Origin of the sequence: Micromonospora sp. CPCC 205558 (assembly GCF_036902955.1) — a bacterium.
Lineage (GTDB): Bacteria > Actinomycetota > Actinomycetes > Mycobacteriales > Micromonosporaceae > Micromonospora.
The window spans coordinates 12,668-36,303 of record NZ_JBAKHR010000003.1; the positions used below are offsets into that span (position 1 = coordinate 12,668).

A 23,636-nucleotide genomic window follows, 5' to 3' on the forward strand; every position below is an offset into this window, starting at 1 on the left:
CGGCCCGGTGACCGGGGCGGATGTGCTGCTGCTCGCCCTCGGCGCGGTGGCGGTCGGCGCCGGCGTGTTGGTGGTGACCACGAAACACCTGGTCCGGGCCGGGCTCTACCTGGTGGTGTGCCTGGGCGCGTTGGCCGGTGACTTCCTGGTGCTCAGCGCCGAGTTGGTGGCCTGGGTGCAGGTGCTGATCTACGTGGGCGCGGTGGTGGTCCTGCTGCTGTTCGCGGTGATGCTGACCCGCGCTCCGATCGGTGCCTCCGACGACCTGGACCGGCCCGGCTGGCCGGCCGCGCTGATCGGTGGCGGCGCCGGGCTGGGGCTGACCGCCCTGCTGGTCGACGCGTACCGCTGGAGCACCGTCACGCTGCCCCACGCCGGCACCGCCGAGCGGCTGGGCGAGCAGATCTTCCAATCCTGGGTGCTGCCCTTCGAGGTGCTCTCGGTGCTGCTGCTCTCCGCCCTGGTGGGCGCGATCGTGCTGTCCCGGCCGGACATCGGCCGAGCCGGCCCGCACGGCGACGGCCGGGCGGCTGAGCTGGTCGACAGCGAGCCCGGGGGGCGCCGGTGAGGCCGGTCATCCCATACGTCACCGCCGCGCTGCTGTTCGGCCTCGGCGTGTACGGCGTACTGCGCCGCCGCAACGCGGTGCTGGTGCTGATGTCGGTCGAGTTGATGCTCAACGCGGTCAACCTGATCCTGGTCACCGCGGACACCACCGCCCGCGCCGTGCTCCCGCATTCGGGGCAGGTCTTCGCCCTGTTCGTCATCGTCCTCGCGGCTGCCGAGATCGGCGTGGGGTTGGCGATCGTCCTTCAGCTCTACCGGCTGCGGGCGACAGTCGCCGTGGATGACGTGCCGTTGACCGAGCCGGATCCCGGGCGCGAGCCGGCCGTCGTGGACTCGGAGGCGGGCCGGTGACCGGGCTGCTCGGGGCGCTGCTGCCCGCCGTACCGCTGGTCGCCGGGCTGCTCGGCCTGCTGCTGCCACCGGCACCTCGGCACGGCGGCTCGACCGGCGGCGACCGGGCCCGGACGACTGCCGTGACGCTCGGCGTCACAGGTGCGGCCGGCGCGCTGGCGTTGGCGGTCGCGCTGCTGATCACTGTCGACGGGCCGACGGAGACGTCGCGCACCTGGGTCGACTTCGGCGGGCTGGCGGTGACCCTCGGCGTACGGCTGGACGGCGCGGCCGCGCTGGTCGCGGTCGCGGTCACCGCGGTCGCCCTGGCCGTGCAGGTCTACTCGATCGGCTACCTGCGGCGCGGTCCCCACGACGACGTCGACGTGGACCACCGCTACCCGCCCTACGCCGCCCAGATCAGCCTCTTCACGGGTGCCATGCTGCTGGTGGTGGTCGCCGGCGACCTGATCATGCTGTTGGTCGGCTGGGAGGTGATGGGCCTCTGCTCGTACCTGCTGATCGCCCACGACCGCCGACTGGCCGGCGCCCCCGCCGCGGCCATGAAGGCGTTCCTGGTGACCCGGGTCGGTGACGTCGGGTTCCTGCTGGGCATCGCGCTGCTGGGTGTGTCGACCGGCAGCTTCCGGATCGCCGACGTGCTCGCCCACGAACATTCCGGCGCGACGTTGACCGCCGCCGGGCTGCTGCTGCTCGCCGGTGTGGCCGGCAAGAGCGCGCAGTTCCCGCTGCATACCTGGCTGCCGGACGCGATGGCCGGCCCGACACCGATCTCCGCGCTGATCCACGCCGCGACGATGGTCGCCGCCGGGGTGTACGCGGTGGCCCGGCTCTACCCGCTGTTCACGGCCGCGCCGGTGACGCTGACCGTGCTGGGGGTGCTCGGCGCGATCACGCTGCTGCTCGGCGCGCTCGCCGCCACCGCCCAGGACGACATCAAGCGCGTGCTGGCCTGGTCGACCGTGTCCCAACTGGGCTACATGACCGGCGCGCTGGCAGTCGGCTCACCGTCTGCCGCACTGTTCCACCTGCTCACCCATGCGGCCTTCAAGGCGCTGCTGTTCCTCGCCGCCGGCGCGGTGATCCACGCCGTCGGCACCACCCTGATGTCGGAGATGGGCGGGTTGCGGCGCAGCATGCCTGTGACGTTCTGGTGCACGGTGGTGGGCCTGGGCGCGCTGGCCGGGGTGCCGCCGTTGGCCGGCTTCTGGAGCAAGGACGGCGTACTGGCGGTCGCCGAGTCGGCCGCGCTGGAGGGCACCGGCCCGGCCCCGTCCTGGGTGGGCTGGATCGTCTGGATCGCCGGGCTGGTCGGCGTGGCGATCACCGCCTGGTACGCAGGTCGGCTGCTGCTACGCGCCTTCTTCGGCGCTCCGCGCCTGCCGCTGGTCCGGCCGCACGACCCGCCGGCCGTGCTGCGCTGGCCGGTGCTGCTGCTGGCCGTGCCGGCCGCGCTGCTCGGTCTGGCCGGGTTCGTCGGGGCGTTCGCGGACCGCCTGCGGTTCCCCACCGTCCCGGTGGCGGGCTCCGAGGACGGCCTGGTCCACCTGGGGTCGGGGGTGCTGCTGCCGCTCGCGTTCCTGCTGCTCGGCGCCGCGCTGGTGACGCTGGGTTGGCGGCGCGACCCGGCCGCGGCGCTGGGCCCGCTGCGGCCGGTCTTCGCCCGCGCGTTCCGGCTCGACGACGTCCAGCACACCCTTGTGGTACGCCCCGTCCGCGCGCTGGCCCGCGCCGCGCGCACCGGTGACGAGGTGGTGGTGGACGGCGCGGTCGAGGGCAGTGGGCGGGCCGCTTCCGGTCTGGGCGCGGCGTTGGCCACGCTGCACCGCGCGGCGCTGCCCCGGGCCGCCGCCGGCGTACTGGCCGGCGCGCTGCTGATCGGCCTGGCCGCCGCCGTGATCGGGGTCGTCCAGTGAGCGCGAGGAGTGAGCCGGGTTTGCGAGCCCCGCAGCCGCGAACAGAGGCGGTCCAGTGAGCGCGAGGAGTGAGCCGGGTTTGCGAGCCCCGCAGCCGCGAACAGAGGCGGTCCAGTGAGCGCGAGGAGTGAGCCGGGTTTGCGAGCCCCGCAGCCGCGAACAGAGGCGGTCCAGTGAGCGCGAGGAGTGAGCCGGGTTTGCGAGCCCCGCAGCCGCGAACAGAGGCGGGCCGATGACGTTTGGGCAGGTTTTGCTGGTGGCCGTCCTGGCGCTGCCGGCGCTGGGCGCGGTCGCGGTGGCGGCGACGCCCCGGGACCGGGCGGCCCGACTGGTCGGCACGATCGCGGCGGCGCTGACCCTGCTGGCCGCGGTGCCGCTGGTGCTCGGCGGTCGAGGCTGGGTCGCCTGGTCGGCCGACGCGCCGGCGGTGCGCCCGTGGCACCAACTGGACCTGCAGTGGGTGCCCGGTCTGGAGTTGCGCTTCCACCTCGGCGTCGACGGCATCTCCTGGCCGCTGGTGGTGCTGACCGCGCTGCTCACGTTGCTCTGCTGCGCGTACACGATGTGGCGTGTGCCGGACGGCGGCAGCGGCCGGGCGCTCGTCGCGCTGCTGTTGGTGGTCGAGGTGGGCATCCTGGGCACCTTCCTCGCCCTGGACCTGGTGCTGTTCTTCCTCTTCTTCGAGGTCGTCCTACTGCCGATGTACGCGATCATCGCGGGCTGGGGTGGTGCGGCCCGGCGCCGGGCGGCCCGGAAGTTCGCGCTCTACACGCTGTTCGGGTCGGTGCTGCTGCTGGTCGGCGTGTACGTCGTGGTCGCCGCCGCAGGCACCGCCGACATGGTGACGCTGACCGGTGGCGCGGGGATGTCCCGGGGCACCCAGTTGGCCGCGTTCACGGTGCTCGCGTTGGCGTTCGCGGTGAAGAGCCCGCTGTGGCCGCTGCACTCCTGGCTGCCCGACGCGCACACCCAGGCACCCACGGTGGGCAGTGTCGTGTTGGCCGGTGTGCTGCTCAAGATGGGCACGTACGGCTTGATCCGGGTCGCGGTGGGGGTGGCGCCGGAGGGTGCCCGTTGGGCGGCGCCGGTGCTCGGGGTGCTGGCCGTCGCCGCGATCCTGATCGGGTCGCTGGTCTGCCTGGCCCAGTCGGACGTGAAGCGGCTGATCGCGTACTCCAGCGTGGGTCACATGGGCTTCGTGTTGCTGGGCGTCGCCACGCTGACCGCCACCGGCATCCAGGCGGCGCTGATCGGCAACGTCGCGCACGGCGTGATCACCGGCCTGCTGTTCTTCCTGGCCGGGGCGGTGAAGGACCGTACCGGCACGGGCACCCTCGCCGAGCTGTCCGGGCTGCGGGAGACCGCGCCCCGTTTGGCGGGCCTGCTGGCGTTCGCGGCGATCGCGTCGCTGGGCCTGCCCGGGCTGGCCGGCTTCTGGGGCGAGGCGTTTGCGGTGATCGCCGCCGTGCAGGTGGGCGGCCCGCTCTGGACCACCCTGGGGGTGCTGGCGGCGGTCGGTGGGGCGCTCACCGCCGCGTACTTCCTGCGGTTGCTGCGGCAGGTCACCCACAACCGGCCGAGCCCCGCCGTCGGGCAGGTCGGCCCTGGCCTGGCCGGCGCGGAGCTGACCGCCTGGGTGCCGCTGGTGCTGCTCGCGTTGGCCATCGGGCTGGCGCCGACGCTGGTCCTCGGCGTCGCCGAAGCTCCCGTCGACGCCCTGATCGGAGTGGTTTCCCGATGAGTGCGAGGAGTGCAGCGAAGCGGAGCCCCGCAGTCGCGAACGAAGGCGGGCTCCTGGTGAGCGCGAGGAGTGCAGCGAAGCGGAGCCCCGCAGTCGCGAACGAAGGCGGGCTCAGATGAACGTCGTGCAGAGCGTGGACAGCGTCGCGCTGCTGCCGGCCTACCTGGCTGCCGGCACGGCCGTGCTCGTACTCATCACCGACCTACTGGTGGCTCGGCCACGGGCCACGATCGCGGTGGCCGCGCTCGGCGCGCTCGGCACCGCCGTCGGCTCCGCGCTGGTCGGGGCGGGTGCGCAGCGGCGGACGTTCTGCGTGGGCGCCGACTGCTCCTGGATCTTCGGCGGTCGCGCGGCCCTGGTCGGCGTGGTGGTCGCGCTGCTCACAGTGGGCGTGCTCGGGCTGTCGGTGCCTGCGCTGCGGGCTGGGCGGTCACCGGCCGGGGAGTACGCCTTCCTGTTGGCCTGCTCGATGACCGGCGGCGTGGTGCTCGGCGCGGCCGGCGACCTGATCACGTTGATCGTCGCTCTGGAGACGCTGACCCTGCCGCTGTACGTGCTGGTCGGGCTGCGCCGGGGGAGCCTCGCCAGCGCCGAGGCGGCGTTGACCTTCTTCGTGGTCAGCGTGGTGGCGACCACGCTGACCCTGCTCGGCGCGGCGCTGCTGTACGCGGTGACCGGTGGGCTGCACCTGGACCGGCTCGGCGCGTTGCTCGCCGAGCAGTCGGAGCTGCGGGACCTGCCGCTGACCACCGCCGCGGTGGCGGTGCTACTGGTCGGCCTGGCCTTCAAGGTGGCGGCGGTGCCGTTCCACGCCTGGGCACCGGCCACCTACGACGGCGCGCCGCTGCCGGTGGCCGCGTACCTGTCCACCGCGTCGAAGCTGGGCGGGCTGGTCGCCCTGCTCGCCGTGGTGCAGCGGGCGCTGCCCGCGGATCAGACCGGTCCGGTGCTCGCTCTGCTCGCCGTGCTCACCATGACCGTCGGCAACCTGGTCGCCCTGCGTCAGCGGCGGACCGTCCGGCTGCTCGCCTGGTCGTCCGTCGCGCAGGCCGGGTACATCCTCGCCCCGCTGGGAGCGTTGGCGTTGGCCGCCGGCCGCACCGACGAGGCGCGGTCCGCCGCGTACGCGGCCGCCGTGGCGTACGCCGTCTTCTTCGTGGTGTTGGAGCTGGCCGCCTTCGCCGGGGTGACCGCCCTGCGGCCGACCGGAGCGGACGGCGGCACGGTCGACGACCTGCGTGGGGCGGCCCGCCGGCACCCGTGGCGGGCCGCGGCGTTCGGTCTCGCGCTGGTGGGGCTGGCTGGTCTGCCGCCGGGGCTGGCTGGCCTGTTCGCGAAGGTGACAGTGGTGCGGGCACTGCTTGACGGTGGCGCGGCCTGGCTGGCGCTGGTGGTGGCGCTGAACGCCGTGATCGGCCTCGCCTACTACCTGCGGGTGACCGCCGCGCTCTGGGCGCCGGAGCCGGTCGCCAACCCGCACGGCGGCGGCGCTGCGGCCGTACCCCTGGTAGGGGTGGTGGCGGTGGTGCTGGCGGTGGCGACGGTGGCCGCCGTGGTGCTCGGCGTCGCCCCGCAGTTGGTGCTCGACCTGGCCGGCCGCTGACCTGACCTGCGGCGCAGTCTCAGTCAACTCACAGCGTTGTAACGGATGGTTGGTGGGTACCGGGTTGTTACACCGGTCAGCGGATCCTGGCGATCCGTGCACCGAAGGAGACATCGTGCACCACAACCGTCTGAAGACCGCAGCGCTGCTTGGCCTGCTCAGCGCCCTGATCCTGGCGGTGGGCTACTGGTTCGGCGGCAGCGGCGGTCTGGTCATCGCCGTCGTCGTGTCTCTGGTCATGAACGGCGTCACCTACTTCTACTCCGACAAGCTCGCACTGCGCTCGATGGGCGCGCAACCGGTCACCGAGGCACAGTTCCCCGAGCTGTACCGCATGGTCCGGGAGTTGGCCACCGACGCAAAGCAGCCGATGCCACGGCTCTACGTCAGCCCGACCGCGCAACCCAACGCGTTCGCCACCGGTCGCAACCCGCAGCACGCGGCCGTCTGCGTGACGCAGGGCATCACCGAGATCCTCGACTACCGTGAGCTGCGCGGCGTGATCGGGCACGAGCTGTCCCACGTCTACAACCGGGACATCCTGATCTCCAGCGTGGCGGCCGGCCTGGCCAGCATCATCACCCTGCTGGCGAACCTCGCCTTCTTCATCCCGCTGGGCGGCGGGGACGACGAGGACCGCCCCAACCCGGCTGTGCTGCTGCTCACCCTGATCCTGGGCCCGATCGCCGCCACGGTGATCCAGTTGGCGATCAGCCGGAGCCGCGAGTTCCAGGCGGACGAGTCGGGCGCCAAGTTGAGCCGCGACCCGCTGGCCCTGGCCAGCGCACTCCGCAAGATCGACGCGGTGGCCCGACGTCGGCCGTTGCCGGCCCAGGGCCAGCTCACCAGCACCGCCCACCTCATGATCGCCAACCCGTTCCGGGGCGGCGGCATGGCCGCGCTCTTCTCCACGCACCCGAAGATGGAGGACCGCGTCGCACGGCTGGAGCAGATGGCCCGCAACTCGGGGCCGGTGCAGTTCCAGCGCTGACCCGCTGATCCACCGCCTCCGCCCGTACCCGGTCGCACCGGGTACGGGCGGATTGCTGTATTTCCGTTGTCTACCCGCCCGGCGGTGGCGTTAGGGTCGTAACGGCTCACGCTCATTACATCCCCGGAGGTTCACGGTGACCGCGCTGCGTCAGTACCTGGGTGTCTGGCGGATCCCCGGCGCGCCCATGCTGCTGATCACCGGCATCATCGGGCGGCTCGGAATCGGCATGACCCCACTGGCGCTGCTCCTGGTCGTCGAGCAGGTGACCGGGCGCTACTCACTGGCCGCCATCGCGGGCGGCATCTACGCCCTCGCCGGTGCCGCGCTCAGCCCGGTGGCCGGGCGGATCGCCGACCGGGTCGGCCCCACCCCCGTCCTGCTGCTCACCGCCGTGGCCCACCCGCTGGCGCTCACCGGGTTGCTGCTGGCCAGCCGCTCCGGCGACGACGCTCTCCCCGTCATCTACCTCGCCGCAGGCGTGGCCGGCGCAACCTACCCGCCGCTCACCGCCGCCATCCGAGGCGCCTGGAACGACCTGACCGGCCCCAACTCCGGCCGGTACGCCCTGCGCAACACCGCGCTGGCCGCCGAGACCACGCTCTTCGAAATCGTCTTCGTCATCGGCCCGCTGCTCGTCGCCGGCTTCGTCCTCGTCGCCGACGCGGCAGCAGCGCTGATCGGTGCGGCAGTGGTCACCCTGGCCGGCACGACCGCCGTGGCCCTCGGCCGGGTCATGCGCGGCTGGCGCCCGCACCCGCAGGAACACCACGCCCGCGGGCTCGGCCCGCTGCGGGTCTCCGGCTTCCCGGCCCTGCTGATCTGCGTCGCCGGCCTGGGCATCGCGTTCGGCGCCGCCGGGGTGACCGTGCCGGCGTTCGCGAGCGACCACACCACCGGCGACCCGGAGAGCCTCGCCGGCCTCCTGCTCGCGGTCTGGGGGGTCGGCAGTGCCCTCGGTGGCCTCTGGTTCGGCGTCCGCAAGCCAGCACCGAACATGACCCGCCAGTTCGCCCTGCTGCTCGGCGCGCTGGCCGCCACCTTCGCCATCTTCGCGGTGATGCCCACCCCACTGGCGTTGGGTGTCGCGCTGGTCGCCGGCGGAGCCACCATCGCGCCCGCGCTGACCCTGGAGAACACCCTGGTCGGCCGGATCGCCCCGACCGGCATGTTGAACGAGGCGTACACCTGGGTTGTCACCGTCGCGGTGGCGTCCAGCGCGGCCGGCGGCTCGGTGGCCGGCGTGATCGTGGACCACGCCGGTGGCGTCCGCTGGGCGTTCCTGTTCGCCGGGGCGGCGGTCGCCGTCGGTGCCGCGGTCGCCGCCCTACCCGCCGGGCCCATCGCCCGCGCCGAAACCACAGCGGTACGCACCGAACAGCCCGTCACCGTCTGACGACCGATCCGCCCGCGCCCGCGCAGCCTCTTGATCGACTCGAGTTTCTGAAAGTCGCGGTGTCCCAGTCGCCCGGATGCCCCCACTTTCAGGAACCCGAGTCGATCTCAGTCAGGTGCTTTGCGTCCAGGGCGCCGGTGGCGGGTAGGGGTGGGCAGCCGTCACCGGTAGTTGTTGAACTGAAGGGCGACGCCGAAGTCCTCGCCCTTCAGCAGCGAGATCACGGCCTGCAGGTCGTCGCGCTTCTTACCGGTCACGCGCAACTGGTCGCCCTGGATCTGCGCCTGCACGCCCTTGGGGCCCTCGTCGCGGATCTTCTTGCTGATGGCCTTGGCCTTGTCCGTCTCGATGCCCTGGATCACCTTGCAGTCAATCTTGAAGATCTTGCCCGACGGGCGCGGCTCCCCAGCATCCAGCGACTTCAGCGAGATGTTCCGCTTGACGAGCTTCTCCTTGAACACGTCCAGTGCGGCGCGGACGCGCTCCTCAGTCTCCGCCTGAAGACCGATCGCCTCCTCGCCCGACCAGGAGATCTCAGCGCCGGTGCCGCGGAAGTCGAACCGTGTCGCAAGCTCCTTCTCCGCCTGCCGAAGGGCGTTGTCGACCTCCTGACGGTCAACCTTGCTCACGATGTCGAACGACGGGTTCGCTGCCATGTTTCTGCTCCTGCTGTCCGGCGGTCTGGGCCTGCCGTCGGCCGCCGACCAGCGGCACGACCCCCTGACGGTACCCGGTTGCGTCGGTGCCGGGGGGAGCCGCTATTCTTGCTTCCGCCGCCGCGTTGCGACGCGGTGGGGTGCCCTGGCGGGTTGCCCGAGCGGCCAATGGGAGCGGACTGTAAATCCGTCGCGAAAGCTTCAGAGGTTCGAATCCTCTACCCGCCACCAGGTGCAGACACGGCCCTTGACCAGCAGAGATGCTGATCAGGGGCCGTTGTCGTTTGTCTGGTCGAGTCCGGCTGAGTCCAGCTGTTGACGACTGGTTGTGGGCAGGTCGATCTTGGCCGCTTCTTCCGGGGCCTGCACGGTGGGTCGCTGTCCGAGTCGGTCTACGACCGGTGGTGGAAGCTCGCCCGGGAACGGGCCCTGACCGAGTCTCAGGTTTCCTCGCCGCTCGTCCGCCGGCCCTACGACCTGCGGCACGCAGCGGCCTCGCTCTGGCTGAATGCCAGCGTCCCGCCGACCGAGGTAGCCCGGCGCCTGGGCCACGGCGTCGCCGTCCTGCTCCGCGTCTACGCCAACTGCATCGACGGCGGCGACGACACCATGAACGACAAGATCGGCGACGCCCTCGGATGACCTCGTGTAGTTCAGCCGTGCCCGATAGCGGTTTCACCGATCAGCCGGTGCGCCTCGGCAATCACGTCTGCGCCGACATCCTCAAGGGTGCCGCTGTCCTCGCGCCCTCCATAGCCGGAATCAAGGATGTCGTAGGCGATCTCAAGGCCGACGAACTGCTCTGCCAATGGAGTGCCGTCCCAGGTGATGAATCGATACGCCCAAGACGTGAGGTCGCGAGGCGTGATGGTCTCTGCGAGCAGTCGGCGGGCCATGATTCGGACGGCTTCCTCCTCACCCTCTCGGCTCCCCTCCCGGTAATAGGTCAGCAAGAGCTCGGGAGGGCTCCTTCCAACCAACGCCGCAACTCGTCGCTCTCGCTTCCTCGGGCCGGCGAGATGCCTGCCAGGATTCGAAGGGTGGGGCTGTCTACGCCCGCAACAGGCAGTCACAGGCTGCCGCGATCACGTCCGCCGCCGTGTCCGAACCGACGCTCCAAAGGATGGCGGCGTCCTGAAGGCGGCTCAGAGCATCCTCGCTGTGCATCGGTACTTGGTCCGCTGCCAAGCTGGCGCTGTCTCCGAGATATCGAGCCGCAGAGCGGAAGTGCCCGGCGTTTCGCCGACCGAGATCGAACGGCTGTGGTGTGCGGTGCGAGCACTCGCCCTGACCGGGAATGATGCCGGCATGTCTTCACCTGCGCCGGACCGCGACTCACCTGCCGGCGACCACTTCATCAAGATTTGGTTCAAGTTCGTGCCGCGGGAAGGGTGGCTTCCCTACGACACCGAGGGTCTGTGGGGTGTCGCTGCGGGCCCGGACACGGCTCGCATTTGCAACGCTCCGTTCCTTCAAGAAGGCGTTGCTGAGGGTGACCTGGTGCGCTTCACCGTGAGTCCGGACGGACTTTGCTGGGCAACCGGGCGGGTCGAGGCGTCGGGCAACTGCACCGTAAGAGTCCTGCCGGAGCCCCGTGGCCCACTCGGACCAAGCGCCCAAGCTGTCTACGACCGCCTGGCGCCCTTCGGCATTGGCGGCGAGACGTTCAGCAAGGAACTCCCTCTCGTTGCTTTCACCGTGCCAGCGAGTGCAGATCTCGCCGCGATCAAGGCGACCTTGCAACGAGGCGAGGCGGATGGCTGGTGGAGCTTCGAGGTCGGCTGCGCGACCGACGACTGGAGAGCAGCCTGAACACCGGCGTCGTCCTGGCGCTGTTGCCGTGGGCGTGGGCACATGGTGGGCGGCTGACCGGTCGGTGTCGGTGAGGCGGCGAGGAACAGCAGCTCAGTGTGCTCATCGGGGACTGCCGGTCACCTCGTCCGCAAGGTTGAAGGTGACACCGCATACGGGACAGGTCATCCGACCAAACAAGTAGGTGAGTGAGGTCGCAACCGACTCATGGCCCAGCCCCAACGCCTCGGCGTGCAGACGCGTGCCAACTGCGCGGAAAGCCCGGGCTCGATCGAGGAATCGCCTGACTGTAGGTCGACGAGCAGGTCCTCAGCGCACGCCGGACACTGCACATCGACCTCTCCGTCGTTGATGCGATCGAGCTCCTTGCCCCAGACCTTGTCACCGTTGAAACCGAGTACGGCTTGCTGCAGGTACACGAACATCGTGTCGCTGGGCCCGCCGGACGCCAGGCACTCAAGGGTCAGCGCACGCAATGTGGCGATGTCACCGGCGTACAAGCCGCGACTCTTGTCGTCGGCGTCTACGGCGATGAATCCGGCGAGTACGACGCCGCGCTCTCGGTCTTGAGGACTGAAGTTGGCGCAGGTTCGGGCCAACCAGGGCAGCAGAACGGCGCTTGCGGGATCGCAGGTGCCCTCGTGACACGACTCCTGCCAGATGAGATCCCACGCCGGGGAAGCGGGATTGTCTGCGGCGGCGTCCAGGGCCTCCTGAAGGCTTGGCAGCTGCAGCCAACGCCCCGCCGCTCATCACGATCGTGGCGGCAGGTGACGGCGACCGACGTGTCATCGCCCACTGCGGTCGGTGCCGACAGGTAATGCTGGACCTGCCCCCCGATGTCTTCGTCATCGTTCCAACGGGCGACGGGCAGTTGGCTGCGAAGCCGGTCCGCGCAGGAACGCGCGGCACATGACGCGCTGAACCTGTTCACGACGGATGGCTTCGGCTACTTCCTGGAGCAGTCCACTCGACCGCAGACGATCGCTTGCTGGATTCGCCGATCGGGCTGGCTGCCTGGATGTTCGACCACGACACCGACAGCTACTACAAGATCTCCCGGGCGCTCCTCGACGGCGTGCCGACGGGCGCTCTCACCCGTGAGTCCATTGTCGACAAGGTCACGTTGTACTGGCTGACCGGCACCTCGTCCGCCCGGTGGCGCTGGGAGTTCGGGCGGTTCCTAACAGCGGCCCAGGCGGCCGGTCAGACCCCGCCGCCGGTCTCGGTCCCCGATCGGTTTCACCACGTTCCCCGGCGAGATCTGGGCCGCTCCGCGCAGCTGGGCCGAGGCGGTGAGGCTGACCGCGGCGGCCACTTCGCGGCCTGGGAGGAGCCGGAACTCTTCGCCGCTGAGGTGCGGGCAGTGTTCCGGCCGCTGCGGGGATCCTGAGGCAGGCTCGGCATGCGACGTGGGCTGCGCTGACGCTGCTCACACTCGCGACGGCGCCGAGCGCCCCCGTCTGTATTGAACCCGGCGAAGGGCTGGTGCGTTGGCGAAGAGCCGGTATGGTGGTCGATGGCTGGGCGTCGATGCAAGCGCGGACGCACCACCCGGGGGCATCACTCAGAGTGATCGACGTGTCAGATTTGCTGGCTGCATGGCGGCTGCGGCGAATTGTGGTGAAGGTCGTAATCGACGCTGTCTGAGGCGCTGATCGGCCCTGCAGGCTCGTGATCTGGCCCGCTGTGATGAGGGTGGTCGGCCGAACGGCGCGAAGTCACAGGCGGTGGGGTCAGTCAGGCTGTCCCTACTTTTCTGGCTGCCCGCGCTGTGGCACGATCGTGGAACCTCCACTATCCCCACGACAGTTTCCGACAGGAGCAATCATGTCTGGTCGTAGGCTGGGCCGGCTGTTTGGCTCACTTCTCATTCTGGCCGCGGTCTTCGGCGGCATCGGCGGTGTCGATCTTGGCAGCGGCCTGGAGGGTGGCGCGCAGACCGCGGACATCATCTGGCACTGAACCGAGCACTTTGGGTTCACCGTCGAGGTTTGCCCCGCCAGGGGTGCTGCACGCCTGTGACAGGGCAAGCCTCGGCGGTGGCGTGACTGCTCGGTGTCATTCCGAAGGAGCGTCATGAGCGGTCACGGTCAGCCTCGGCGGAGGTCGTCCGAGGACGCCTGGATCATCACCGCTCCTTTGGCACTGGTCGCCGTCGCCTGCGCCACGGTTGCCGGGCTGGTCGGCGACAAGCTGTTCGGCAACTGGCCACAGGCCGCGCTCCTCCTCGTCTTGATGATCGCTGCGGGGACGCCCCTGCTCAGCCTGGTCGTTCGGCGGCAGACGATCGGCGTGACGCTCACTGAGCTGCCGCTGGTTCTCGCGTTCTTCTTCCTGCCGCCGTTGACGGTGGCGGTCATCTACACGCTGACCTCTCTCATCACGCACACCCGGCAGCGGCTGTCGGCCCACAAGGTGTGGTTCAACGTGGCGAGGGCCGCTGCGGGGACGTCACTGGGCGCCCTGGTCCTGCAGGCTCTTCCGCCGATCGATGGTGTGGGTCCGCGCACCTGGGGCAGCATCTTCGCTGCGGTGAGCATGGTCATCCTGGTCAGCATCACCAGCGTGGCCGCGGTGCACACGCTCCTGTACGGCTGGCAGACCGGGCGTGGGGCGTTGCGTACCGCCAAGCCGGCGGTGCTCACGGCGGCGATCAACGTGGCGGTCGGCCTGATCGTGCTGATCCTGATCAGGAACACGTGGTGGTCGCTGCTGCTGCTCGCCGTGCTCGGTGCTGGCGTCGTGCTGGTCTACAGTTCGTACGCCCAGTTCTTCCGCCAGCACCGCACCCTCAGCGACCTGTACGACCTGACCCGTGCGGTGGTCGCGAGCGGGCAGAACGGCACTTTGCCGGATGCGCTGCTCGGCCGGGTCCGTGCTCTCATGCAGGCGGAGTACGCGACGCTCTGGCTTCCGGCTCAGGGGCGGCACCCGGAGACGCTGTTGACCGCCCGGGTGGACGATCCCGGTCTGCTCGACCAGGCCCACACCCCGTCGGCGATCCGCGATCGGGTGCGTGAAACCCGCCGCACGGTGGCCATCGGTCGAGGGGTCACCACGGACGGCGAGTTCCGGACCGACCTCAACGAGCGGCGGATCAAAGATGCGGTGGTGGTGCCGCTGCGTTCCGGCGAGGTCGTCATCGGCACCCTGGAGGTCGCCAACCGCATCGGCGACGGCAACAACTTCACCTCCGCGGACATCGCGGTCCTGGAGACGGTTGCCGCCCACGCGGGTGTCGCGTTGGAGAATTCCCGGCTGGTCGACCAACTGCGGTACGACGCCTACCACGACGCGTTGACCAAGCTGCCCAACCGGCGGCGGATCACCGGGGCGCTGGATGAGTCGGTCAAGATCCGCGCGCCGGGCGAGGTGGTGGCGCTGTTGCTCTTCGACGTCGACGGGCTGCGCCAGGTCAACGAGTCCCTGGGGCACGCGGCCGGCGACAAGGTCCTCGCCGAGGTCGCCAATCGGTTGCGGGCCAGCGCACCGTCGTCGGCTCTGGTTGGCCGTGCCGGCGGGGACGAGTTCCTGGTGACGCTGCGATTGGAGAGCGCTGAGGCGGCGCTTGAGTTGGCCGCCCAACTGCGCGACCAGATCCGCGACGAGATGGTCTTCGACGCGCTCACCCTCGACGTGGACACCGCCGTCGGGGTGGCCGTACACCCGGATCATGGCAGCGACGCGGCGGCCCTGCTGCTTCGGGTCGACCTCGCGGCCACCGCGGCCAAGTCGGTGCCGGGCAGCGTGCAGCTGTTCAACCCCGCGCTGGAGTCCCGTTCACTGCGCCGGCTGGGCCTGGCCGGCGATCTGCGCCGTGCACTGGACCAGGACGAGCTGGAGGTCTATTTCCAGCCCAAGGTGACCCTGCGGGACCGGCGCCTGGTTGGTGTCGAGTGTCTGGCCCGCTGGGAGCACCCGGCGCACGGCACTGTCGCACCCGAGGACTTCGTGGCGGTGGCCGAGCACACCGGCCAGTTGAGCCGGCTCACCGAGGTGGTGCTCCGGGAGGGCCTTCGGCGCAGCCGGGACTGGGCGCTGGCCGACCAGCCGCTGCCCATCGCGGTCAACCTCTCGGCTCGTACGCTCATCGACCAGCACTTCCCGGATCGGGTCCAGGAGTTGTTGACCGAGTACAAGGTGCCGGCGCAGCGCCTCACCCTGGAGATCACCGAGTCGGGGGTGCTGGACGGCACCGACCGGCCGATCCCCACCCTGCAACGGCTGCGGGATCTGGGCGTACGGCTGTCGGTGGACGACTTCGGTACGGGTGACTCGTCCCTGGCGCACCTGCGGCGGCTGCCGGTGCACGAGGTGAAGGTGGACCGCTCCTTCGTGCAGGGCATGGCGACCGATCCGGGGGACCTGGCGATCGTCAACGCGGTGGTGACCCTCTCCCAGCAGTTCGGCCTGGCCGTGGTGGCCGAGGGGGTGGAGAGCGAGCTGACTCTGGAGCTTCTCCAGGACATCGGCTGTGAGATCGGGCAGGGCTTCCTGTTCAGCAGGCCGCTGCCGTACGAGCGGTTGGCTGCCTGGTTCGGCGCCCAGGTCGAGCCGGAGACGATCTCCAACGGGGAGCTGCCGCGCCTTCGAGTCGTGCCCTGAGCAGGGCGCGGACGATCACCGGGGATCCGATTTCACCTGCCGAGCCGGGCCGTGTACTCTTACTCGTGCGCGCCCCACGGGGAGATCGCGCAGGCCCCCTTAGCTCAGTCGGCAGAGCGTCTCCATGGTAAGGAGAAGGTCTACGGTTCGATTCCGTAAGGGGGCTCGAGGGTTCAGCTGGACCCATCGCAGCGGTGTAGCTCAGATGGTAGAGCAAGCGGCTCATAATCGCTGTGTCGCCGGTTCAAGTCCGGCCACCGCTACTCTCGTCTTCCGGGCTCGTTGCCGGTGGTCGTAAGAAAATGGGCGCTTCTGGCGCCCACTTTGCATGTCCGCGCTGTCAGCGTCTAGGCTGGCGCGTCGTAGTTGTTTCCGTTAGCGAGGAAGGCACTCCGCCGTGGCGAAGGCTACCGATGTCCGGCCGAAGATCACTTTGGCGTGTGTGGAGTGCAAGGAGCGCAACTACATCACGCGCAAGAACCGGCGCAACGACCCCGACCGCATCGAGCTGAAGAAGTTCTGCCCGCGTGACGGTCGGCACACGGTCCACCGCGAGACCCGCTGACTGCTGGCCGGCCTCGGGGCCGGCCGTTGTCGAAGCTTTCCAATCGCCGATCTGACCGGTTTGGTGCGGCTCCGCCGCCGCCTACCGATCAGGTCGGCGATTGGGCTTTCCGTGTAGGTTCGCGGCATGCCTCTGGACCCTTCCTTCGTCGGCCGGACCTATCCGCCGACCGCCCCCTACCAGGTGGGCCGAGAAAAGATCCGCGAGTTCGCCAGCGCCATCGGCGCCACCGATCCGGCCCATCACGACCCGGAGGCCGCGCAGGCGCTGGGCCACCCCGACGTGGTGGCCCCGCCGACCTTCCCGGTGATCGTCACGATGGCCGCGAGCAGCCAGATCATCGAGGACCCGGCCCTGGGTGTCGACTACAGCCGCCTGGTGCACGGCGACCAGCGGTTCGCGTACACCCGGCCGGTGTTCGCCGGCGACGAGCTGGTCTGCACCAACACCATCGAGGACGTCAGCACCCGGGGTGGGCACGGCTTCCTGACCACGCGCACCGACGTGAGCACGGTCGGCGGGGAGCCCGTGGTCGCGGTCTGGGCCAGGTATGTCATCCGCGGGGAGGCCTGAGATGGAGTTGGCAGCACAGACGTTCCGGGTGACCCGTGCGGACCTGGTCCGTTACGCCGGCGCCTCGGGCGACTTCAACCCGATCCACTGGAGCGACCGGGTCGCCACCAAGGTGGGCCTGCCCGGGGTGATCGCCCACGGCATGTTCACCATGGCGTTGGTCGGCCGGGCGGTCACCGAGTGGGCCGGGTCGCTGGACGCGGTGGTCGAGTACGGCGTGCGGTTCACCCGGCCGGTGGTGGTTCCGGACGATGACCAGGGGACCGAGATCGAGGTCACCGCGCGGGTCCGTGAGGTGACCGAGGACGGTCTCACCCGCCTCGAGGTGACCGCCACCTGCCTGGGTGAAAAGGTGCTGTCACAGGCGCGGGCAACCATCCGGACGGCACGCTGAACCGAGCCCGCCACGCGTGGCGGAGAGACCGGTTGGGAAAGTCGGGCGGCTACCCGTACACTGGTCCGCCGTGGGGCAAGTGACCCCTGCTCGGTCGTCTGTGGCCGCGTGGGGCGAGTGTTGCCGCATAGGGGTGTAGCTCAATTGGCAGAGCAGCGGTCTCCAAAACCGCAGGCTGCAGGTTCAAGTCCTGTCACCCCTGCGCCTCAGGCCTGACCGTTCCCGTGGGTCGCGCCGCCAGTTCGGCGGCGTCCGGCCCGTGGTGGTGGCATCGGCGGGGTGGTTCCGAGGCAATCGGGCCCTCCCGGGTGAGCCACCGGCCGCGGCCCGTCGCGGGACGGTTGGGTCCGGCCGGCGTGACCAGCGCCGCGTACGCCACTCGGCGTGCGACCCCAGATTCCGCGACGGAGGGCGAAGTGGCCGACAACAAGCGGCGCGACGACGACGGCGACGATCGTCTGGACGACGAGATCGTCGACGACGTGGCCGACGACGACGCCTCTGGCGCGGACGAGCCGGTTTCCCGGGGAGGCACCGCCACCCGGTCGCGTGCCCGGGCGGAGTCGGCGGACAGCCGGCCGACCACCCGGTCGGAAACGGGTCGGGTGGGCGTCTTCGGCCGTGTCGCCCGGTTCTTCCGCGAGGTCGTGGCCGAACTGCGTAAGGTCATCTGGCCGACCCGCAAGGAGTTGCTGACCTACACCGCCGTGGTGGTGGCGTTCGTCGCGGTGATGCTGACGATCGTGGGTGTGCTGGACTTCGGCTTCGCCAAGGTCGTGTTGTTTGTCTTTGGCAACTCGGACTGACCGGCTGCCTCCAGCCATAGTGACGGAAGTGAGCGAGCGTGCCTGAGTACGACGAGACCGCCGGACCGGTGGACGAGCAGTCCACGGTCGCGACGGCGGCTGGTGACGAGTCGGTTGAGGCCGCCAGCGAGCCGGAGTTCCCAACGACCGAGCCCGCACCGGACGAGGACTACGACCCCGTCGCGGAGCTGAGGCAGAAGCTGCGCTACGCCCCGGGTGACTGGTACGTGGTGCACTCGTACGCCGGCTACGAGAACAAGGTCAAGACCAACCTCGAGACCCGGATCACGAGCCTCGACATGGAGGACTTCATCTACCAGGTCGAGGTGCCGACCCGGGAAGAGGTCGAGGTCAAGAACGGTAAGCGTTCGCAGATCCAGGCCAAGGTCTTCCCGGGCTACATCCTGGTTCGGATGGAGCTGACCGCCGAGTCCTACTCATGCGTCCGGAACACCCCGGGTGTGACCGGCTTCGTCGGCGCGACCGACCGGGCCGACCGGCCCGCGCCGCTCTCGCTCGACGAGGTGCTGAAGTGGCTGGCGCCGGCGGTCGAGACCGAGCAGAAGAAGGCGAAGCCGGAGATCAAGGTCCTCGACTTCGAGGTGGGCGACTCCGTCACCGTCACCGACGGCGCGTTCGCGTCGCTGCCGGCCACGATCAGCGAGATCAACGCCGACCAGCAGAAGCTCAAGGTGCTGGTGTCGATCTTCGGTCGCGAGACTCCGGTGGAGCTCAACTTCAACCAGGTCGCCAAGATCTGATTGGTCGTCGGCGGCGGGTCCGACCCGCCGCCGACGTCGGCGTACGCGCTCTCGCTCGACCTCGGCGGACGAGTGGGCTGCGGCCTGCGCTACTCTTGAATGTCGCCGCTGTCGCACCGCGCTGACCGTGCGCGCCCGAGGGCGGCGACAGCCGCATTTTCCCAGCTCCAAGCCCCAGGAAGTGACATGCCTCCGAAGAAGAAGCTCGTCAAGACGTTCACGCTTCAGTTGCCGGCGGGCCAGGCCACGCCGGCGCCGCCGGTCGGCCCCGCGCTCGGCCAGCACGGCGTGAACATCATGGAGTTCTGCAAGTCCTACAACGCGCAGACCGAGTCTCAGCGGGGCGACATCGTCCCCGCCGAGATCAGCGTGTACGAGGACCGGTCCTTCACGTTCGTGCTGAAGACCCCGCCCGCTGCCCGGCTGCTGATCAAGGCTGCCGGTGTGCAGAAGGGTTCGGGTGTTCCGCAGGCCGAGAAGGTCGGCTCGGTCAGCCGCGCCCAGCTGCGTGAGATCGCCGAGAAGAAGATGGCCGACCTCAACGCCAACGACCTCGCCCAGGCCGAGAAGATCATCGCCGGCACCGCCCGGTCGATGGGCATCACCGTCAACGACTGACGTCGGCCCCGGCCTTCGACCCGACCGTGGGAGGGCTCGCGCCGAGCGGCCCGCCAGAGACCACAGGAGTAATCAGCAATGCAGCGCAGCAAGAGCTACCGCAAGGCCGCCGATGTCATCGACCGGTCGAAGCTCTACACCCCCACCGAGGCCGTGAAGCTGGCCAAGGAGACCACCAACGTCAAGTTCGACGCCACGGTCGAGGTCGCCATGCGCCTCGGCGTCGACCCCCGCAAGGCGGACCAGATGGTCCGCGGCACGGTCAACCTGCCGCACGGCACCGGTAAGACCGCCCGCGTGATCGTGTTCGCCAGTGGCGCGAAGGCCGAAGAGGCCGCCGCTGCGGGTGCGGACGAGGTGGGCACGGACGAGCTGGTCGCCCGGATCCAGGGTGGTTGGCTCGACTTCGACGCGGCGATCGCCACGCCGGACCAGATGGCCAAGATCGGCCGGATCGCGCGGATCCTGGGCCCGCGCGGTCTCATGCCGAACCCGAAGACCGGCACGGTGACCATGGACGTCACCAAGGCGGTGCAGGACATCAAGGGCGGCAAGATCACCTTCCGGGTGGACAAGCACTCCAACCTGCACCTGATCATCGGCAAGGCCTCCTTCACGGAGACCCAGCTGGTGGACAACTACGCCGCGGTGCTCGACGAGGTGCTGCGTGCCAAGCCGTCCGCGGCCAAGGGCAAGTACCTCCGCAAGGTCATCCTGACCACCACGATGGGCCCGGGCGTTCCGGTCGACCCGAACCTGGTGAAGAACCTTCGGGAGGACCAGGCCGAGGCCTGAGTCGACAGTTCGCCCCGACGCGTTCGAGGTGTGGGATGCTCGGGGCCATGTGGCTGGAGGACGTCTGGTTGCGGTACCACCGGCGGGGGCCATGGGTGCTGCGAGGCATCGATGTGCGGATCGGCCCCGGCGAGGTGGCGGTCGTGCTGGGCCGCAACGGGGTGGGCAAGTCGACCCTGCTCCAGGTGGCCGCGGGGGTTCTCCGGCCGGGCCGGGGCCGGGTCGCCGACCGGCCGGCACGGGTGGGTTGGGTGCCGGAGCGTTTCCCCGCCGACCAACCGTTCACGGTCGCCCGCTATCTGACCGGGATGGCCCGGGTGGCGGGGCTGGGCAGGGCCGCGGCCGACGAGGCGGTGACCTCCTGGAGCGACCGGCTCGGGTTGGCCGCGTTCCGCTCGGTGCGGCTGCCGGAGCTGTCCAAGGGCACCGCGCAGAAGGTCGGCCTCGCCCAGGCGATGCTGCGGCCGCCGGGCCTGCTGGTCCTCGACGAGCCGTGGGAGGGGCTGGACGCCGCGACCCGTGAGTTGGTGCCCGAGCTGATCGCCGAGGTGCTCGCCGCCGACGGGTCCGTCCTGGTGAGCGACCACCGTGGCGAGACGGTCCGGCTGCCGGCCGCGCGCCGTTGGTTGGTCGCCGACGGCTCGGTTACCGAAGAGACGCCGGCGACCGACGAGACGTTCGCGGTGGTCGAGGTCGCGGTGCCGGCCGCGCGGGTCGCCGGCACCGTCGCCCGGTTGCGCGCCGAGGGCCACCAGGTGCTGCGGGTACGCTCCGACGCCTCCACCGCCGCACCCCAGGCCCGACCCGCCGAGCCGCTCCGGGCGGCCAGCGCTGCCCGACCCGCCGAGCCGCCGATCGGGGTGGCCGAGCAGCCGGAGGCCGCCGACGCGGCTGTCGAACCGGCGGCGGGGGAGGCCCGGTGAGCGCCCTGATCCGGATGCGGCTGGCCGGTTTCCTGCGTACCGGCCGGGCGGTGGCACCGCTGCTCGCCGGCCTGATCACACTCGGCACCCTCTACGGCGGTGGTCGTGCCCAGCCGGCGGAGGCGTACGGCGTCTCCGCGGTCGTGCTCTTTCCGGTGCTCGCCTGGCAGACCAAGATTCTGCTGGACGTCGAGCCGGACGTGCAGCGTCGGCTGGCGCAGGTGACGGTCGGGGTGGCGCGGGAGCGGTTGGCCGGGTTGCTCGCCGCCGGAGTGGCGGCGCTGGTGACGGTGGCCGTCGCGCTGCTCTTTCCGTGGCTGGTCGGTGGGGTGTCCGGCCCGGTCGACCCGGGGGACCGGTCGATTCCGGTCGGGCTCGCGCTGGGGGTGTGGGCGCACCTGCTGGTCGTACCCGCTGCGGTTGCTCTTGGCGCGCTGGCCAGCCGGGCGTCGGTGGGTGGCGCCGGGTACGGCGTCGCGGTGTTGGCCCTCGGCGGGGTCGGCGCGGTGGTGCTCGGCCTGACCGGTTCGGTGGCCCCCTGGCTGGCACCGCCGATCATGGCCGCCGCTCGCACCACGGGCGGCGATGCCGCCGCGCTGACCCTGCTGGGGCTGAGCGCGTGGGCACTGGCCTGGAGTGGTGCGGTCGCCGGCGGCTACCTGTGGCGGCGGCGGGCCCAGGGCTGACCGCGACCGGCGCTGGTGGCGCGGCTCACAGGGTGCGATTTGGTGCTGGTGACCTGGGCGCGTACTCTTCAAACCGTCATCCGTGTTCTCATGGATGAGGAACCACCCAGAGACCGCTGGTCACCGTGCTTCGGCACGGTCGAAGGTCCCGCGACAACGGGCGACCCGCGTAGGGCGGCAAGCGTAACTCGGCAGTGAACCTGGTCCGCCGACCATGGTGATCCACCGGCCCTCGCCCCGTGCGCCCTGCGCCGGGGCTTTTTCGTTGTCGTGCTGCCTCCGCCCCCGTTCCGGCTTCGGCTGAGACGGGGACCAGCCTCGACTAACGAGAGAGGAGGGACATGGCGGACAAGCCGATCCGGGCCGACAAGGCCACGGCCGTCGCTGAGCTGACCGAAAGCTTCCGTAGCTCGGGCGCCACCGTGCTGACCGAGTACCGCGGTCTGACGGTTTCCCAGCTCACCCAGCTTCGGCGCTCGCTCGGCGCCGATACCAGCTACACGGTCGCGAAGAACACGCTGGCCAAGCGTGCTGCGACGGACGCGGGCATCACCGGCCTCGACGAGCTGTTCACCGGTCCTACCGCGCTGACTTTCGTTTCGGGCGACGTCGTCGAGGCGGCGAAGGGGCTTCGCGACTTCGCGAAGGCCAACCCGAAGCTCGTCATCAAGGGCGGTGTCTTCGAGGGCAAGGCCATTTCCGCGGCCGAGGTCACGAAGCTCGCCGACCTGGAGTCCCGCGAGGTGCTGCTGGCCAAGCTGGCCGGCGCGATGAAGGGCAACCTGAGCAAGGCCGCGGCCCTGTTCCAGGCCCCGCTGTCGAAGACCGCCCGTCTGGCGGCTGCACTGCAGGACAAGCGCGAGAAGGAGGGCGCCGAGGCGGCCTGAGGCCCCCACGGCGCACCAGTTCTTACTTAACAGAATCAGGAAAGGACGCCAGATATGGCGAAGCTCAGCACCGTCGAGCTGCTCGACGCGTTCAAGGAGATGACGCTGATCGAGCTCTCTGAGTTCGTGAAGCAGTTCGAGGAGACCTTCGAGGTCACCGCCGCTGCTCCGGTCGCGGTTGCCGCTGCCGGCGGTGGCGCCGGTGGCGCTGCTGCCCCGGCCGAGGAGGAGAAGGACGAGTTCGACGTCATCCTCGAGGCTGACGGCGGCAAGAAGATCCAGGTCATCAAGGTCGTGCGTGAGCTGACCGGCCTGGGCCTCAAGGAGGCCAAGGACGCGGTCGAGTCCGCGCCGAAGGCCATCCTGGAGAAGGTCAACAAGGAGACCGCCGACAAGGCGAAGGCCAAGCTCGAGGGCGAGGGCGCCAAGGTCACCCTCAAGTGACCTGACGTTCCACCTACGCGTACCCGGCTCCTGAGCCGGGACACCATCGCGTCGCGGCGGGGGGTGATCCGACACGGATCACCGCCCGCCGTATTGGTGGTGTCGGCTCTGATCGGCCTGATATCGGCTCCGACCTGCGGCTTCGTCGACCGGAGCGAGGGCGGCGGGTCGCTCTCCAGGGGGAAACACGCGGCGAGCGGAATACCGGCCCTTGACGCGGCCCCGGGCTGCCAGGCACGCTGACACCAGCAAGACACCGCGCTTGCGACGGCCACGACGTGGGTATGACAGCGGCGGCACCATCGGCCGCGGTAACCCGAGCGGCCCAGTGGGGAGTTGCGTTCTGAGCGGCCCGGCAGACCCCGGTGGCGGGGGCCGAGGAGCGCTCCGCAAACAACCTGCGGGGTGGGCTGGACAGCGGTTAGCCTCTCGGCTACACTGCTAGTTTGCGCTGCCTTCCGACTTGACCCCTGCTCGGAAATGTCCGTTTACGGATATTTCTGGTGGGGTCATTGGAGTGCACGCGTACCAGCCGTTCTGCAG

26 protein-coding genes and 4 tRNA genes are annotated in these 23,636 nt (G+C 70.1%); 27 read left to right on the top strand and 3 right to left on the bottom strand.

The window, feature by feature from the left end:
• The first annotated feature begins 7 nt into the window (after positions 1-7).
• From V6U86_RS04345 to V6U86_RS04375, 7 genes are all read left to right on the top strand, one after another.
• Entirely contained in the window at positions 8-568 is a 561-nt protein-coding gene (locus tag V6U86_RS04345) for an NADH-quinone oxidoreductase subunit J family protein (RefSeq protein WP_334498677.1), read from the top strand.
• Positions 565-918, top strand: a complete 354-nt coding sequence (gene nuoK, locus V6U86_RS04350; RefSeq protein ID WP_334498679.1) for an NADH-quinone oxidoreductase subunit NuoK — start codon at positions 565-567, stop codon at positions 916-918. The genes V6U86_RS04345 and nuoK overlap by 4 nt, the downstream gene beginning before the upstream one ends.
• Entirely contained in the window at positions 915-2,834 is a 1,920-nt protein-coding gene (locus V6U86_RS04355) for an NADH-quinone oxidoreductase subunit 5 family protein (RefSeq protein WP_334498681.1), read from the top strand. Before nuoK ends, V6U86_RS04355 begins: the two co-directional genes overlap by 4 nt.
• Before the next feature lie 232 nt (positions 2,835-3,066).
• The gene (locus V6U86_RS04360) at positions 3,067-4,575 is read left to right on the top strand and encodes a complex I subunit 4 family protein (protein ID WP_334498683.1); all 1,509 of its coding nucleotides are present in this window, start codon (positions 3,067-3,069) and stop codon (positions 4,573-4,575) included.
• 115 nt (positions 4,576-4,690) lie between these two features.
• On the top strand, positions 4,691-6,178 hold the full coding sequence (locus V6U86_RS04365) for an NADH-quinone oxidoreductase subunit N (RefSeq protein WP_334498686.1): 1,488 nt from the start codon (positions 4,691-4,693) through the stop codon (positions 6,176-6,178).
• Positions 6,179-6,293: 115 nt separating this feature from the next.
• Positions 6,294-7,169, top strand: coding sequence for a zinc metalloprotease HtpX (gene htpX / locus V6U86_RS04370; protein WP_334498688.1), 876 nt, complete (start codon positions 6,294-6,296; stop codon positions 7,167-7,169).
• A gap of 136 nt (positions 7,170-7,305) precedes the next feature.
• Entirely contained in the window at positions 7,306-8,565 is a 1,260-nt protein-coding gene (locus V6U86_RS04375) for an MFS transporter (RefSeq protein WP_334498690.1), read from the top strand.
• Between the two features lie 161 nt (positions 8,566-8,726).
• Here V6U86_RS04375 and V6U86_RS04380 read toward each other — a convergent pair whose 3' ends face one another.
• Positions 8,727-9,221 carry a YajQ family cyclic di-GMP-binding protein gene (locus V6U86_RS04380; protein ID WP_124774541.1) on the bottom strand — a complete coding sequence of 165 codons (495 nt, stop codon included), beginning with the start codon at positions 9,219-9,221 and terminating at the stop codon, positions 8,727-8,729.
• Between the two features lie 147 nt (positions 9,222-9,368).
• Here V6U86_RS04380 and V6U86_RS04385 point away from each other — a divergent pair.
• Together V6U86_RS04385 and V6U86_RS04390 are read left to right on the top strand one after the other, a co-directional pair.
• A tRNA-Tyr gene (locus V6U86_RS04385) sits at positions 9,369-9,452 on the top strand.
• Between the two features lie 84 nt (positions 9,453-9,536).
• Entirely contained in the window at positions 9,537-9,863 is a 327-nt protein-coding gene (locus V6U86_RS04390; protein WP_334498695.1) for a hypothetical protein, read from the top strand.
• A gap of 11 nt (positions 9,864-9,874) precedes the next feature.
• Here the strand turns inward: V6U86_RS04390 and V6U86_RS04395 are convergent, their stop codons facing one another.
• Positions 9,875-10,174, bottom strand: coding sequence for a hypothetical protein (locus tag V6U86_RS04395; RefSeq protein WP_334498697.1), 300 nt, complete (start codon positions 10,172-10,174; stop codon positions 9,875-9,877).
• 355 nt (positions 10,175-10,529) lie between these two features.
• On the opposite strand from V6U86_RS04395, the gene V6U86_RS04400 reads away from it, so the two are divergent.
• Positions 10,530-11,033 (top strand): DUF4265 domain-containing protein, encoded by a 504-nt coding sequence (locus V6U86_RS04400; RefSeq protein WP_334498699.1) that lies wholly within the window; start codon positions 10,530-10,532, stop codon positions 11,031-11,033.
• A 164-nt stretch (positions 11,034-11,197) separates the two neighbouring features.
• On the opposite strand, the gene V6U86_RS04405 is transcribed toward V6U86_RS04400, so the two are convergent.
• The gene (locus V6U86_RS04405; RefSeq protein WP_334498701.1) at positions 11,198-11,533 is read right to left on the bottom strand and encodes a hypothetical protein; all 336 of its coding nucleotides are present in this window, start codon (positions 11,531-11,533) and stop codon (positions 11,198-11,200) included.
• A 521-nt stretch (positions 11,534-12,054) separates the two neighbouring features.
• On the opposite strand from V6U86_RS04405, the gene V6U86_RS04410 reads away from it, so the two are divergent.
• From V6U86_RS04410 to rplL, 17 genes are all read left to right on the top strand, one after another.
• Entirely contained in the window at positions 12,055-12,426 is a 372-nt protein-coding gene (locus tag V6U86_RS04410) for a hypothetical protein (RefSeq protein WP_334498702.1), read from the top strand.
• Positions 12,427-12,863: 437 nt separating this feature from the next.
• Entirely contained in the window at positions 12,864-12,998 is a 135-nt protein-coding gene (locus V6U86_RS04415; RefSeq protein WP_334498704.1) for a hypothetical protein, read from the top strand.
• A 114-nt stretch (positions 12,999-13,112) separates the two neighbouring features.
• Positions 13,113-15,641 (top strand): putative bifunctional diguanylate cyclase/phosphodiesterase, encoded by a 2,529-nt coding sequence (locus tag V6U86_RS04420; protein ID WP_334498706.1) that lies wholly within the window; start codon positions 13,113-13,115, stop codon positions 15,639-15,641.
• Between the two features lie 93 nt (positions 15,642-15,734).
• Positions 15,735-15,807: transfer RNA gene (locus V6U86_RS04425), tRNA-Thr, on the top strand.
• Between the two features lie 24 nt (positions 15,808-15,831).
• Positions 15,832-15,904 (top strand) — tRNA-Met (locus V6U86_RS04430).
• 134 nt (positions 15,905-16,038) lie between these two features.
• Positions 16,039-16,206: a 50S ribosomal protein L33 gene (gene rpmG, locus V6U86_RS04435; protein ID WP_007073056.1), complete on the top strand. Its 168-nt coding sequence runs from the start codon at positions 16,039-16,041 to the stop codon at positions 16,204-16,206.
• Positions 16,207-16,332: 126 nt separating this feature from the next.
• A complete protein-coding gene (locus V6U86_RS04440) occupies positions 16,333-16,779 on the top strand; it encodes a MaoC family dehydratase N-terminal domain-containing protein (protein ID WP_334498708.1) in 447 nt (148 codons plus the stop codon).
• Position 16,780: 1 nt separating this feature from the next.
• On the top strand, positions 16,781-17,173 hold the full coding sequence (locus V6U86_RS04445) for a MaoC family dehydratase (RefSeq protein WP_334498710.1): 393 nt from the start codon (positions 16,781-16,783) through the stop codon (positions 17,171-17,173).
• A gap of 129 nt (positions 17,174-17,302) precedes the next feature.
• Positions 17,303-17,375 (top strand) — tRNA-Trp (locus tag V6U86_RS04450).
• 214 nt (positions 17,376-17,589) lie between these two features.
• A complete protein-coding gene (gene secE, locus V6U86_RS04455; RefSeq protein ID WP_124774558.1) occupies positions 17,590-17,979 on the top strand; it encodes a preprotein translocase subunit SecE in 390 nt (129 codons plus the stop codon).
• A gap of 38 nt (positions 17,980-18,017) precedes the next feature.
• A complete protein-coding gene (gene nusG, locus V6U86_RS04460; protein ID WP_112584800.1) occupies positions 18,018-18,740 on the top strand; it encodes a transcription termination/antitermination protein NusG in 723 nt (240 codons plus the stop codon).
• A 186-nt stretch (positions 18,741-18,926) separates the two neighbouring features.
• Complete coding sequence (rplK, locus tag V6U86_RS04465) at positions 18,927-19,358, top strand: 50S ribosomal protein L11 (RefSeq protein ID WP_334498718.1); 432 nt, start codon at positions 18,927-18,929, stop codon at positions 19,356-19,358.
• A gap of 78 nt (positions 19,359-19,436) precedes the next feature.
• Complete coding sequence (gene rplA / locus V6U86_RS04470; RefSeq protein ID WP_334498720.1) at positions 19,437-20,153, top strand: 50S ribosomal protein L1; 717 nt, start codon at positions 19,437-19,439, stop codon at positions 20,151-20,153.
• A 35-nt stretch (positions 20,154-20,188) separates the two neighbouring features.
• A complete protein-coding gene (locus tag V6U86_RS04475) occupies positions 20,189-21,076 on the top strand; it encodes an ABC transporter ATP-binding protein (protein ID WP_334498723.1) in 888 nt (295 codons plus the stop codon).
• Positions 21,073-21,762: a hypothetical protein gene (locus V6U86_RS04480; protein ID WP_334498726.1), complete on the top strand. Its 690-nt coding sequence runs from the start codon at positions 21,073-21,075 to the stop codon at positions 21,760-21,762. The genes V6U86_RS04475 and V6U86_RS04480 overlap by 4 nt, the downstream gene beginning before the upstream one ends.
• Positions 21,763-22,103: 341 nt before the next feature.
• A complete protein-coding gene (gene rplJ, locus V6U86_RS04485; protein WP_030329872.1) occupies positions 22,104-22,649 on the top strand; it encodes a 50S ribosomal protein L10 in 546 nt (181 codons plus the stop codon).
• A 54-nt stretch (positions 22,650-22,703) separates the two neighbouring features.
• A complete protein-coding gene (gene rplL, locus V6U86_RS04490) occupies positions 22,704-23,093 on the top strand; it encodes a 50S ribosomal protein L7/L12 (protein ID WP_099848686.1) in 390 nt (129 codons plus the stop codon).
• The last annotated feature ends 543 nt before the right edge of the window (positions 23,094-23,636 follow it).

Bases quoted from the DNA above. Each gene is read 5' to 3' on its own strand.
- V6U86_RS04360 (WP_334498683.1), top strand. From the start codon at position 3,067: ATGACGTTTGGGCAGGTTTTGCTGGTGGCCGTCCTGGCGCTGCCGGCG.
- V6U86_RS04365 (WP_334498686.1), top strand. From the start codon at position 4,691: ATGAACGTCGTGCAGAGCGTGGACAGCGTCGCGCTGCTGCCGGCCTAC.
- V6U86_RS04380 (WP_124774541.1), bottom strand. From the start codon at position 9,221: ATGGCAGCGAACCCGTCGTTCGACATCGTGAGCAAGGTTGACCGTCAG.
- V6U86_RS04400 (WP_334498699.1), top strand. From the start codon at position 10,530: ATGTCTTCACCTGCGCCGGACCGCGACTCACCTGCCGGCGACCACTTC.
- V6U86_RS04410 (WP_334498702.1), top strand. From the start codon at position 12,055: ATGTTCGACCACGACACCGACAGCTACTACAAGATCTCCCGGGCGCTC.
- V6U86_RS04415 (WP_334498704.1), top strand. From the start codon at position 12,864: ATGTCTGGTCGTAGGCTGGGCCGGCTGTTTGGCTCACTTCTCATTCTG.
- V6U86_RS04420 (WP_334498706.1), top strand. From the start codon at position 13,113: ATGAGCGGTCACGGTCAGCCTCGGCGGAGGTCGTCCGAGGACGCCTGG.
- V6U86_RS04440 (WP_334498708.1), top strand. From the start codon at position 16,333: ATGCCTCTGGACCCTTCCTTCGTCGGCCGGACCTATCCGCCGACCGCC.
- V6U86_RS04445 (WP_334498710.1), top strand. From the start codon at position 16,781: ATGGAGTTGGCAGCACAGACGTTCCGGGTGACCCGTGCGGACCTGGTC.
- rplK (WP_334498718.1), top strand. From the start codon at position 18,927: ATGCCTCCGAAGAAGAAGCTCGTCAAGACGTTCACGCTTCAGTTGCCG.
- rplA (WP_334498720.1), top strand. From the start codon at position 19,437: ATGCAGCGCAGCAAGAGCTACCGCAAGGCCGCCGATGTCATCGACCGG.
- V6U86_RS04475 (WP_334498723.1), top strand. From the start codon at position 20,189: ATGCTCGGGGCCATGTGGCTGGAGGACGTCTGGTTGCGGTACCACCGG.
- rplJ (WP_030329872.1), top strand. From the start codon at position 22,104: ATGGCGGACAAGCCGATCCGGGCCGACAAGGCCACGGCCGTCGCTGAG.
- rplL (WP_099848686.1), top strand. From the start codon at position 22,704: ATGGCGAAGCTCAGCACCGTCGAGCTGCTCGACGCGTTCAAGGAGATG.